At 74.6% G+C, this 12168-nt stretch carries 6 protein-coding genes and 2 pseudogenes; 3 read left to right on the forward strand and 5 right to left on the reverse strand.

Going from position 1 to position 12168, the window contains the following annotated elements; translation table 11 throughout:
• Position 1: 1 nt before the first annotated feature.
• Positions 2 to 2707, reverse strand: coding sequence for a helix-turn-helix transcriptional regulator (locus CRP55_RS28395; RefSeq protein ID WP_245923431.1), 2706 nt, complete (start codon positions 2705 to 2707; stop codon positions 2 to 4).
• Between the two features lie 95 nt (positions 2708 to 2802).
• Here CRP55_RS28395 and CRP55_RS56635 point away from each other — a divergent pair.
• Positions 2803 to 3135: pseudogene (locus tag CRP55_RS56635) on the forward strand (ATP-binding protein); the annotation flags it as partial.
• A 717-nt stretch (positions 3136 to 3852) separates the two neighbouring features.
• On the opposite strand, the gene CRP55_RS52305 reads toward CRP55_RS56635, so the two are convergent.
• On the reverse strand, positions 3853 to 4770 hold the full coding sequence (locus tag CRP55_RS52305) for a hypothetical protein (RefSeq protein ID WP_143234943.1): 918 nt from the start codon (positions 4768 to 4770) through the stop codon (positions 3853 to 3855).
• A 159-nt stretch (positions 4771 to 4929) separates the two neighbouring features.
• Between CRP55_RS52305 and CRP55_RS56290 the strand changes: the two are divergent.
• Positions 4930 to 5166: pseudogene (locus tag CRP55_RS56290) on the forward strand (LuxR C-terminal-related transcriptional regulator); the annotation flags it as partial.
• 93 nt (positions 5167 to 5259) lie between these two features.
• Here the strand turns inward: CRP55_RS56290 and CRP55_RS52315 are convergent.
• Complete coding sequence (locus CRP55_RS52315) at positions 5260 to 7983, reverse strand: ATP-binding protein (protein WP_143234945.1); 2724 nt, start codon at positions 7981 to 7983, stop codon at positions 5260 to 5262.
• A 160-nt stretch (positions 7984 to 8143) separates the two neighbouring features.
• On the opposite strand from CRP55_RS52315, the gene CRP55_RS55745 reads away from it, so the two are divergent.
• Positions 8144 to 10492, forward strand: a complete 2349-nt coding sequence (locus tag CRP55_RS55745) for a helix-turn-helix transcriptional regulator (protein ID WP_179855366.1) — start codon at positions 8144 to 8146, stop codon at positions 10490 to 10492.
• A 37-nt stretch (positions 10493 to 10529) separates the two neighbouring features.
• On the opposite strand, the gene CRP55_RS28415 is transcribed toward CRP55_RS55745, so the two are convergent.
• Together CRP55_RS28415 and CRP55_RS28420 are read right to left on the reverse strand one after the other, a co-directional pair.
• Entirely contained in the window at positions 10530 to 11513 is a 984-nt protein-coding gene (locus CRP55_RS28415; RefSeq protein WP_097323206.1) for a zinc-binding alcohol dehydrogenase family protein, read from the reverse strand.
• 108 nt (positions 11514 to 11621) lie between these two features.
• On the reverse strand, positions 11622 to 12125 hold the full coding sequence (locus tag CRP55_RS28420; protein ID WP_143234947.1) for a DUF302 domain-containing protein: 504 nt from the start codon (positions 12123 to 12125) through the stop codon (positions 11622 to 11624).
• Between the last annotated feature and the right edge of the window lie 43 nt (positions 12126 to 12168).

The following is a 12168-nucleotide window of genomic DNA, read 5'->3' on the forward strand; positions in this document are numbered from 1 at the left end:
ATCAGACCTGCTCCCCACCGTCCTCCCCGAGGGCCGCGACCAGCTGCGCCCGGCTGGTCACACCGAGCTTCGGGAACGCCTTGTAGAGGTGCGATCCGACGGTTCGCGGGGACAGGAACAGCCGGTCGGCGATCTCCTTGTTGCTCAGCCCGGTCGCGGCCAGCCGCACGATCTGGGCCTCCTGCGGGGTCAGGTCGGCCACCGCGCCGGCCGCCGGGCGCTCGTCCACGGCGGTCACGCCGGCCGCCCTCAGCTCGGCCGACGCCCGTTCGGTCAGGTCGGCCGCCCGGATGCGCCGAAACTCGTGGAACGCCGCTCGCAGCGGCTCGCGGGCCTCGATGATCCGGCGCCGGCGGCGCAGCCATTCGCCGTACGCGAGGCGGCCGCGAGCCAGCTCGAAGCCGTTGCCGGCGGCCTCGGCGGCCTTCAGCGACTGCCGGTACGCCTGCTCGGCCTCGTCGCCGTCGGTGAGCACGGCCCGGGCCCGGTGGACGATCGCCCACAGGTGATCCGAGCCCAGCGCCGCGGCCTGCGCCTCGGCCGCCGCGCAGCGCTCCCGGGCCGGTCCGGTCCGCTCGGCCCGAAATCCGGCCTCGGCCATGTCGGCGGTCGCCCACAGACCGGTGGTGGGGTGGGCGGCGGTCTCCGTCAGCTCACGCCAGGCGTCGGCGTACCGGCCGCCGGCCAGGGCCAGCACGCCGGCCGCCCACGCCTCACGGGCGGTGATGAGGGCGTACGGTTCGTGGTCACGCGCGCGGGCGCTGACCGCAAGACGGTCCTGAGCCGCCGACCGGTCGCCGCGCCAGGCCAGCGCCAGCGCCGCGACCGACGCCGCCACACCCGCGACCCTGGTCAGCCCGCTCTGCTGAGCGATCCGCAACGCCTGCTCAGCGTCGGCCAGCCCGGTCGTCAGCTCGCCGCGGAGCAGCCGCAGCATGCCACGGCCGCCGAGCGCGGTCGCCTCGTCGTCGAGCGCGTTGCCGGCCGGGTGGTAGCGCCAATGCAGCTCCCAGCTCTCCTGGGCAACGGCCAGGGCCTGTACGGACTCGGCACAGCGCGCGAGCAGCGGCAATCCGGGTCCGGTCGGGTGGTCGCCGGCCAGGATCTCCCGCCGGGCCGAGGCGAGCAGCTCGGGCAGTCGCTCCCGGACCGCACCGGCGTGGGCCGCCGGGTCGAGCATGGCCGGCAGGATCTCGTCGGCCGGGTCGAGCGCACCGGCCAGGAGACGGGCCGTGGCCGGCGACCCGTCGACCGTCCACCAGTAGTCGACGGCCGCCGTCAGCAGCTTCCCGCCGCCGGCGCCGGCCAGCCGGACGACCTCCTCCGTCCTGCGGACCGGAGTGCCGTACGTGATCCCGAGCGTTCGTTCGATCGCGGCCAGCGCGGCCCGGCCGGCGGGCTCCCCGGTAAGGGAAAAGGCCTCGGCGAGCAGCGCGTACGCCTCGTCCGGCAACCCCGCCTGGCGGGCCACCTCGGCGCCGGCGGCACAGCGGCGCGCCCGGTCCTCCGGCCCCGGTGACAGGTCGGCCGCCCGGCGCAGGGCCGCCACCGCCTCCCGCAGAGTGCCGCGCTGCTGCGCCAGACCCGAGGCGGCTTCCATCGCCCCGGCCACCGTCTCGTCCAGCCGCAGCGTGGCGGCCGCCCGGTGCCAGGCCGCCCGCACCGGGTCGGTCACCACATCGGCCAGGTGCCCGTGCGCGGCGGCCCGCTCGGCCAGCGACGCCGAGCTGTACACGGCCGACCGGACCAGTGGGTGATCGAAGGTCAGGCGCCCGAACCGTACGGCGAGGAGCCGTCCGCGTTCGAGCGGGCTCAGGTCGGCCGGTCCCGCCCCGGCCCGGGCCGCGGCCGCGACGACCTCCGGCAGCGTGCAGTGCTCATCTCCGGCGGCCGCGATGAGCAGCAACATCCGGCTGGCCGCCGGCAACGACGCCAGGTCGCCGATGAAGGCCCGTTGCAGGCGGCGGCTCACCGGCAATCGGGCCGGCAACCGGCCCGGGGTGGCGGCACGGCCCACGAAGCGCCGGGCCTCGGCCGCGAACTCCCGCACTGCCAGCGGGTTGCCGCCGGCCTCGGCCAGCACTTGGCGGCGCAGGTCCTCGCCGATCTCGGGGGCGGTGGCGCTGAGCAGCAACCCGGCCGCGTCGTCGTCGAGCGGCCCGAGCGTCAGCAGCGTCACCTCACGCCCCGCGAACAGCGGTGTACGCAGCATCCCGGGACGGGTGGTGGCCAGGATCGCGATCGGGGCGTTGCTCAACCGCCCGGCCACGAAGTCGATGGCGGCCAGGCTCTCCGGGTCGAGCCGGTACACGTCCTCGGCGACCACGAGCAGTCCCCCGGTGCCGGCCGCCTTCTCCAGCAAGCCGAGGGTGGCCAGGCCGACCAGCAGGGGGTCGGGAGGTGGACCGGCGGCGAGGCCGAGTGCGGTCAGCAGCGCCTCGTGCTGGCGCCGGGGCAGGCCGAGGGCGTCCTCGAGCAACGGGTGGAGCAGCTCGTGCAGACCGGCGTGCTCCCCGGGCCCCGAGTCGTCGCCGGTGCCGCCGGTGAGCAGCACCGGCAGGCCACGCCCACCCGCCTCGTCGGCGAGCGTCTCGGTCAGTGCCGTCTTGCCGACGCCGGTCTGGCCCTCGATCAGCACGGCCCGGCCACCGGGGCCCAGCCGGTCGAGGACGCCGGTCAGCACGCTCAGCTCGGCATCTCGCCCCATGATCGGCACGGCAGCAAGCGTAATCCGGGCGGCCCCGCACCTTGTTCAGTCATTCAACGGGTGCCCCCGCACGATCTTCTCCGGCAGATTGGTCGATGACGAAAAGGGGGTGCATCGTGTCTCGGACGCTCATCGGCCGCGAGCGGCAGATCGCGACGCTCTCCCATGCCCTGGACCGGCTCGACACCCCGGTGGCGATCCTCGGCGAGCCCGGCTCCGGACGTACGTCTCTGCTCGATCTCGTCGCCGACCGCGCCCGGCAGGCCGGTCACCTGGTCCTGCGCGGCCGCGACCTGGACGAGCTGCTACGGCCGGTCGCCGACCCGGCCCCAGCGACCGGCCTCGCGGTTCTCGCCCTCCTGCGGGCCGAGGCCCGGCGGCGGCCGGTGGTCCTGCTCGTCGACGACCTGCACCGGGCCGGGCCGGCGACCGCCCGGGTGCTGACCTTCCTGGCCCGCCGCCTCCGTGACGTCCCGATCCTGCTGGTGACCGCCGGTTCGGTGGCCGACGACGAACCGGACTGGCCGGCCGTTCCGGTAGCACTGGGCCCGCTGCCGGCCGAGGCGGCCGGAGAGCTGGTGGCCACGCTGCCGGAGACGTCGCGGGCCCGGGTCATCGACGCCGCACAGGGCAACCCGCTGGCGCTGCGGGAGTTCGCGCGGACCGGCGACGTCCCGCCGTACGAGCCGCTGCCGGTGACCCGGCGACTGGCCGCCAGCGTGCTTGCCGACACCGCGGGACTCCCGGCCGCCGCCCGGCGGTTCCTGCTGCTGGTGGCCGCGGCCGAGCAGCACCGGGTGCCCGAGCTGACCGCGGCCGCCCATCGCCTCGGGCTCGTCCCGGAAGACCTTGCACCGGCCGAGCGGGCCGGGCTGGTGTCCGTGTTCGGCGACCTCGTACGGATCCGCGGCCCGCTGCTGCGAACCGTCCTGTACGGCGCGGCCGACCCGGCCGAACGGCACCAGGCCCACGACGCCCTGGCCGCCACCACCCTCGACGCCACCGTGGCCACCTGGCACCGATCGGCCCGGCGTACCGCCGAGGACGAGACCGCCGCGGCCGGCCTCGAGTCGGCGGCCCGTCACGCGGCCGGCCAGGGTGCGCTGCCGGGCGCGGTCGGGCTGCTCCAGCGGGCGGCGGCCCTGTCACCGAGCCCGGCCGACCGCACCCGCCGGCTCGCCGGCGCAGCCGAATTGGCCCGGCAGGCGGGCCGCAACGCCGAGGCGCACACCCTGGTCGGCACCGCCGCTGCGGCGGGGCCGGCCCCGGCCGTACGTGCGCGGTTGACTCTGACCACGACCAAGCTGCTGTTCGCCGAGGGGGCCGGGCTCGAGCCGGCCAACGCCGCCCCGGAGCCGGCCCGCGACCCGCTGTCCGGCACCGGCCCGTCCACTTCCGCCGACGGGCTGCCCGCTCTCGCCGATCGCGTGGCTGCGGCGTGCGAACGCCTGCGGGCCGAGACGCCCGGCGACGACGTCGCCGATGAGCTGGCCGACTGCGCGCGGGCGGCCGAGGCCCAGCACGCTCCCGAGTTGGCCGGGCAGTGCTGGGACCTGGTCGGAGAAGCCCTGAACGCACGCCCGGGCGCGGTGGCCGATCGCGTCGCCCTGCTGGCCGAGGAGTCGGTGAGCCGTGTGATTCGCGGCCGGCTCGCCGACGCCGAGGCGCGCACTATCCGCGCCGCCCGGCTCGCAACCGAGCTCGGTCTGCCGGGCCTGAGGGCGCTGGCCGGCGCCGGCCTCGCGCTGACCGCGGCCTGGACCGCCGGCCCCGCGTCCTCTCCCGGCCCCGCCTCCTCCCCCGTCCCGGCCGCGACGGCCGCGCCGGCGCTGGTCACGGCCGTCAACGGCTGGGCCGGCGGCCTGGTGGCGCTGCGTGAGGGACGGTTCGGCGACGCCTGGAACGCGCTGCGGGCCCTCGACGGCCACCGCACCATCGCCTGGAACGCGGTCGGTGACCTGGCCTGGGCCGCCGCCGGAACCGGTGACCCGGCTCACCGGGCCGAAGCGGCCCGGCGGGTCGACCAGGCGGCCCGAGCGGCTGCCGCCCTGGACTCCGGCCACCTGTGGACGGTGGTGCTGCGCGGCCGGGCACTGCTCGACGACCGCGACCCCGAGCCGTGGTTCCAGCAGTCGGCGGCCGCGGGCCGCGCGGCCGGCGTCCCGCTCGAGCTGGCCCGCACCCTGCTCGCCTACGGAACCTGGCTACGCCTGCGGGGGCGCATGGTGGCCGCCCGCGAGCAGCTCACCGAGGCCCGCTTCCTGTTCGGCCGGGCCGGCGCCCGCCCGTGGGCCGCGCTGGCCGCTGCCGGGCTGCGCGGGGCCGGAGTCACCGCGAGCACACCGGCCGGCGCCCGTACCGCCCTCACCGCCCTCACCGCCCAGGAGCTGCGGGTAGCCCGGTTGGCGGCCGACGGCCTGACCAACAAGCAGATCGCCGTCCGGATCCACTGCGCCTCCCGGACGGTCGGCGCGTACCTCTACGACGCCTTCCCGAAGCTGGGCGTCACCCGCCGGTCCGGGCTGCGCGCCGCCCTGGCCGCGTACGAGACGTCAGCGGCCGGCCGCCCACAGCACGGCGAGCTGCGACCGCTGGGAGATGCCGAGCTTGCCGAAGATCTTCTGCAGGTGGTCGGCGACGGTGCGCGGCGAAAGGTGCAGCTGACCGGCGATCTCGTTGTTGGTCAGCCCGCGGGCGGCCAGCCCGGCGACCTGCGCCTCGCGCGTGGTCAACAGCCCGGTCGGGTCCTGCCGGGCACGCTGACCGGCCACGCCCGAACCCGCCAGGGCCAGCTCGTTCCCGGCGCGCGCCGCCCAGCTCTCGGCGCCGGCCTCGCGGAGCAGCTCCACGGCGGCGGTGAGCTGTTCACGGGCCTCGGCGACATGCCGGGCGCGGCGCAACCACTCACCGAACAGCAACCGCGTACGTCCGAGGTCGAACGCCGAACCGGCCCGGAGGCCGTGCTCGACAGCAGCCTCGAAGAGCTCTCGCGCCTGTCCATCGACGGCCAGCAGGGCCTGCGCCCGAGCCCGGGCGTGCTGAAGGCTCGTGGCACCCGGCAGCCCGGCGGCAGCGGTGGCGAGCATGGCGAGCCGCCGTTGCGCCGCCTCGGTACGCCCGGCCCGGACGGCCGCCTCGACGCTGTCGGCGGCCGCCCACAACTCGATCGGCTCGTTGACCGAGGTGCCCTCGAGAGCGGTGAGCGCGTCGGCGTACCGGCCCTCGTCCAGCGCGATCAGACCCTCCGCCCAGGCGGTGACAGCCTGAATGCGGGGCACCTCGGCGCCGGGGAACTCGCCCAGTTGCTCGATCGCCGACCGGGCGCGCGCCAGGTCACCGATCCGGGCGCTGCCCAGCGCGACGTCGGCGGCGGCCATCGCCCCGGTGATCCCGAGGTCGAAGTCGGCCGAAAGGCGCAGCGCCTGTTCGCCGTCGGCGAGCCCGCCGATCAGGTCGCCGGCGACGATCCGAGGAGAGGACCGGCCACAGATCGCGGTCGCCTCGTCGCCGAGCCGGCCCGCCGCGTGGTGGTGGTCGGCCGCGATCGTCCAGCATTCCACCGCGGTCGCGAGGTCCTGCTCGCCCTCGGCCGCGAACGCCAGGAAATTCATGATCACCGGGTCGATGGCGAGGATCCGCGGGGCCAGCGCGGACAGATCGCGGAAGGTGGCGCCCCCACCGGGAGCGATCAGCGCCATGCCGACCTGATGCAACTCGTCCCGGTCGCCGGGCGGGATCTCCTCCAGCGCCGCCCGGACCACCCGGCGGACCTCCTCCGGTTCCTGGAAGGTCCGCGAGTTGCTGGCCGCCCAGAGCAGGATCTCGATCTGGTCGGCGGGCCGCGCGCCCTCGGCCCGACCGAGCCGGGCGGCCAGGGCGACCAGGTCGAGCACGCTCGGACCGGCCAGGCTCCCGGTGACACTGAGCAGCCATTCGGCCCGGGCCAGGACGCGGATGTCGGTGGGGTCCTGGGCCAGCGGCAACGCCTCGCGGACCAGGTCGGCCGCCTCGGCCGACAGACCGCCGGCGCGGGCCGACTCGGTGGCCGCGGCCAGGCGGCGGACCCGGTTCGCGACGGCCGGCGACAGCGCGGCCGCCCGGCGGAAGGCGATCATGGCCTCGGGATGGGCGCCGTGCCGGCGGGCCTGATTCGCGGCCGCCTCGAGATCGGCCGCCACGTCTTCGTCGAATCCGAACGCCGCCGCGGCCCGGTGCAGCGCCGCCCGGCCGGGGTCGTGAGCCACGCTCGCGAGCGCGGTGTGCACGCCGGCCCGATCGGTCAGCGAGGCGCCTCCGTAGACGGCCGAGCTGACCAGCGGGTGGGAGAAGACGGCCCGGCCGCCGTCCATCCGCAGCAGGCCGCTGCGTTCGACCGGCTCGAGGTCGGCCGGCGACAGCCCGGCCGCGCCGAGGGCCGCCTCGAACTCGCCGGCGGCCAGATCCTCGCCCGCCGCGGCCAGCAGCAACACGCTCCGGCCGGCGACCGGCAACTGGTTGACCTCGGCCATGAAGGCCTGCTCGAGACGTTCGGTCATCGGCAACCGGTCGCTGTCGTCGAGGCTTCCACCGGCCGTCGCCGCGGCCAGTTCGCGCAATGCCAGCGGGTTGCCCGACGCCGCGGCCAGAAGCTTGCGCCGCGGGCGGGCGCCGAGCTCGGGCGCGACCCGGTCGAGCAGCGCCGAGGCGTCCTCCGGAGCGAGCGTGGACAGCCGGATGACCTCCGGGAACGCCCCGCCGCGATCAGGGTACGCGGCATCGGTCCGGGTCGTGGCCACCAGCAGCACAGGTGCCGCGGCGAGCCGGCGGGCCACGAAGGCGATGACGTCCGCGCTCGACCGGTCCAGCCAGTGCAGATCGTCCACCGTGATCAGGAGCGGGCCCGCCGCGGCGGCCTCCTCCAGCAGGCTCTGCACGGCCAGGCTGATCAGCAGCCGGTCGGGGGCCGGGCCCTCCTGCTCGCCGAACGCCACCAGCAGCGCCGCCCGCTGACTCTCGGGCAGGGCGGCCACCCGGTCCAGAACCGGGTGCAGCACCTGGTGGAGGCCGCCGAAGCCGGTGGCGCCCACGCCCTGGACCCCGCGCGCCGCCAGCTCCCGAAACCCTGATACCAGCGCGCGTGCCGACAAATCCTGTAAAAGGGACGTCTTGCCGATGCCGGGTGTGCCTTCGATCAGAACCGCCGTGCCCCGGTCGTGCACGCCCTCCAACAGAGTGCCGAGCTTTTCGCTCTCGATAGCTCGGCCGACCAGGGCTCCGGACTGCTGCGGCAAGATCACGGACGGAGTCTATTTCAGCGCTGAGCTGGCGTTAAGGTCCGAACGGACCACTGCTGTTGCCCGCGCAACAGTTGTCATTCGACTGATAACCGCCGCGAGTCTCCTCCCGCACAGTCGATCGTGTGGCCGGTCGGCGCCACGCGAGACGGAGGGGATGACCGTGGGGACGACCTTGCTGGGCCGGGACGACGAATGGGCGCGCCTGCGCACCGCCCTCGACGCCGGCTTCGAGATCGGTGTCGTGGCCGGCGCGGGCCAGGGCTTGTCGGCGTTCCTGACAGCGGCGGCCGAGGACGCCCTCGCCCGAGGCCACCACGTGGTGCACATGGCCGGTCACCGCGACGAGCATGACCACGAGGGCGCGGCGCTGCAACAGCTCATCTGGCCACTGCGCGCGGCCGTGGCCGGCATCCTGACCGACGACGACCGGTCGGCGGTGACGGCGGCGGCAACACTGCGCCCGCGGGCCGGCCAGGATTTGGCCGCGGCTCTCGCCGACGGCGCGCACCGCCTGCTGGCCGCGCCCGGGCGGACCGGGCCGCTGCTGATCGTGGTCGACGACCTGCACCTGTGCGACCCGCTGTCGGCCCGCGTCCTGCGCGACCTCGGCCGCCGCACGTACCGCAACCCGGTCGTGTTCCTTCTGGGCGTGCGCCGGCACCGGGCCGCCGACCTGCTGTGGCCGGGCATGTGCACGATCGAGCTCGGGCCACTCCCCGACGTCGACGCCGCGCGCCTGCTGGACCGCCAGGCGGTGGCTCTCTCCGGCCGTGCGCGCCTGCGCCTGCTGGACCGGGCCCGCGGCAAGCCGCGCGCCATCGTGGAGCTGGCCGCGGCATTCGACGGGGCACCGGCCTGGGCGGTCCTGCAACCGCCGCCGTCGCGGTCGGACCCGCTGCGCCAGCGCCACGCGGCCGACCTGGCCGGTCTCGACCCCGCCACGCTGGCCCTCGCCCGCCAGGTGAGCGCCCAACTGACCGACGAGGACGTCACAGCGGTACTCGCGGCGAGCGGGGTGCCCGAAGAGGTCCTGACTTCGGCTGTCGCGTCGGGACTGCTCGAGACCGACGGCCGTACGGTCCGATTCGCCGACCCGGCGGCCGGGGTCGCGGCCTACCTGTCCTGTTCGGCGCTGGAGCGAGCGGCCCTGCACGACAGGTTCGCCGCGGTACTGCCGGGCGCCCCGCACCGGACGGCCACGGCGCCCGAAACGACCACCGCCGGGCCGATCGCCGCCGCGCATCAGGCGGCCGCGGCGGCCGGGCCGAGCGAACCGATCGCCACCGCGCTGGAACGGGCCGCCGACCGGGTCACCGGCCCCGATCGCCGGGCCGACACGCTGGCCTGGGCGGCCGAGCTCTCACCGGATCCGGCCGACGCCGCCCGGCGGTACTCGGCCGCGGCTCTCACCGCCGGCCGTCCCGACTGGGTGCTGGAGCTGCACGCCGCCGCGGAAGCTCACGGTGGCGCCACCCGCGACGCCACGGTGCAAGCCGTGCTGGCCCTGTGCCGAAGCGGACGCACCGACGAGGCCGCCGACCTCGCAAACGACCCGGACGCGGCGTACATCCTGGACGTCTATCGCGGACGAGAGCCGGACGAGGCCGACTCGCGGCTCGGGTTCCCGGAACTGTTCCTTCCCCGCGCCGGTGCGCTGATCAACGCCGGGCGCTGGGCCGCCGCCGACGCCGTCCTCACCGAGGCCGAGAACCTGAGCCACGTATCCGGCCTGGCCGTACTGGCGGCGGAGGTCGCCACTCTGCGTGCGGTCCTGGCCGGGCTCCGCGGCGACCGCGCCGCTGCCCGCCTCCGCCCGGTCATGCGGCCCACCGGCCGGCTCGTCGCCTGGGTCCACGAGGCGCAGGGCCTGGCCGAGTTCGCGGACGGAAATCACGAGCGGGCCTACCAGCACTTCCGTGACTTCTTCGACCCCGGCGGACACGGCCGGCACCTCGACCCGTACGGCCGAATGTTGTCCTTCCTGGCTCTCACAGCCGTCTGGGCCGACCGCGTCGGCGACGCCGGCCGGGTGATGGACGCGGCCGGTGCGAGCGAGCAGGTCCGGGCCCTGCTCAACGGCGACCTCCGCCCAGCCGCACTCGACGCGGCCGGCCCGCTTGAAGGCGCGCTGGCGCACCTTCAGCACGGCATCCGGCTGCGGCGCGACCGGCGGATCCGGCCCGCCCGGGTCGAACTGTCGACAGCGCTGGCTGCCTTCGAGGACCTGGGCGCGGCCGGTTTCGCCGACACCGCCCGCAACGAATTGCGGGCGGCCGGGGCCGACCCCGCCAAGCCGGTCGCCGCGCCTGGGGCCACCGACCCGCTCGACCGCCTCAGCCCGCAACAGCGCAACGTCGTCCTGCTAGCCGCCCGCGGCCTGCGCAATCAGGAGATCGCGAGCCGCCTCAACCTCTCGATGCGGACGATCGGCACGCATCTCCACCACGCCTACCCGAAGCTCGGCGTCGGCGGCCGCCACGAGCTGGCCGCCATGCTCGACGCCGGCTGACCGTTGCCGGGCGCTCCGGGGACGCCCGCTGGGCCCTTCACCGGGGTCCAGCCGGTTCTTTCTGCACCACGACCTTGCCGACGCCCGAACCGGTGCCGACCAGGCGGTGCGCCTCGGTCAGGGTCGCCGCGTCCAGCGGCCCCAGCCGGGTGGTCAGGGTGCTGCGGATGTCCCCCGCATCGACCATGCGGGCGACCTCGTCGAGCAGACGGCCTTGACTGTCGTCGTCCGGGGCATAGGTCGGCCGGGTGAACATCAGTTCCCAATGCCAGGCGATGCTCTTCGCCTTCAACGGCTGAATGTCGTCGACCTCGTCGATCGCCACGACGTGGCCGAACGGTTTGAGGACCCGCGCGTACTCGCCGACGTTGCTGGCGGAGTGCGGCGAGAACACGTATTCGACGCCGTCCGGATGCGACTTGAGCACCTGTCGAGCCAGCCCCTGATGGTGGTCGACAACCTCATCGGCCCCCATCTCGCGGGCCCAGCGTTGCGAGTCGGCGCGGGACGCCGTGCCGATGATCGTGAGTTCGGTACGGGACCGGGCGAGTTGGGTGACCATCGATCCGACACCACCGGCCGCGCCGACCACCAGGAGAGTGCCGGTGCTTTCCGCGGTGAGGCCGAGGTGCTCGAAAAGCGACTCCCAGGCGGTGATAGTGGTCAACGGAAGCGCCGCAGCCTGAGCCATGTCGAGGCCGGCCGGTTTGTGACCGACGATCCGTTCGTCAACCACCTGCAGTTCGGCGTTGCTGCCCTGGCGGCGCACGTTGCCGGCGTAGTAGACCTCGTCGCCGGGGCGGAATCGGGTGACCTTCGGCCCGACCGCTTCGACCACCCCGGCGGCGTCGTAGCCGAGGATCCGAGGTTCGCCGTCGTGCGATCCGCCGCGGCTCTTGACGTCGACCGGGTTGACGGAGACGGCCTCGATCCGCACCAGCAGGTCGTGGGCACCCGGCTCCGGATCGGGCACTTCGACGTCGACAAGCTTGTGGGAGGTGGACAGTATTACGGCTCGCATCGAGGTTCCCTTCGTTGATCCTCAGATGCAGGCCACGATTCCCTTGCTCACTGACGGCGGTATCCGTTGTTCGACTGGCCTACGGTCACGACGGACCCGTCGTACGGATCATCCGGCCGCAGCACGCAGCAGCGTCAGCACCTCGTCGTCCAGCTCTTTCGCGACCGCGAGAGCTCGTTCATCGCCGTACGGCCTCAGATAGCTGACCATGGTGTCGTACGCCAGATTGACCTGGTCGCCGGCCTGCCAGATCAGGATCGTGACGGGGGCGTACGAGCCGGCGTGCGGCACGTACCGGGTCATCCCGCTCATCGTGACCGGATTGCCGGCGATGATCCTTTCCAGCCGGTACGGCGTGATGTCGGGGTTCTTGCGCAGCGCCGTATCAAGGCCGATGTGCATGAAGCGAGTCAGCCCGGACGGGCCCGCCATCGCCCGCACCGCTTCCTCGAAATCCGGGTACGTCCGCGCCTGCGCCCAGGTCTTGGCCTGGACAGCGATATCGGCCTGCCCGATACCGGCGTTCACGTCGGCCAGCACCTCGTCGATCGGCCGGTCCGAGGTCAGCACAACACGTTCTACGCCGACCTGGATCCGATTCTCCTGAGCCATTTCTTGCTCCCTTCGCTGGTCTGTTTCGCAAGGACGTCCGGGC

The sequence above is a fragment of the Paractinoplanes atraurantiacus genome (assembly GCF_900215205.1).
Lineage (GTDB): Bacteria > Actinomycetota > Actinomycetes > Mycobacteriales > Micromonosporaceae > Actinoplanes > Actinoplanes atraurantiacus.

Excerpts from the sequence above, each read along its gene's own strand:
- CRP55_RS28395 (WP_245923431.1), bottom strand. The coding sequence starts at position 2,707 with ATGGGGCGAGATGCCGAGCTGAGCGTGCTGACCGGCGTCCTCGACCGG.
- CRP55_RS28415 (WP_097323206.1), bottom strand. The coding sequence starts at position 11,513 with ATGCGAGCCGTAATACTGTCCACCTCCCACAAGCTTGTCGACGTCGAA.
- CRP55_RS28420 (WP_143234947.1), bottom strand. The coding sequence starts at position 12,125 with ATGGCTCAGGAGAATCGGATCCAGGTCGGCGTAGAACGTGTTGTGCTG.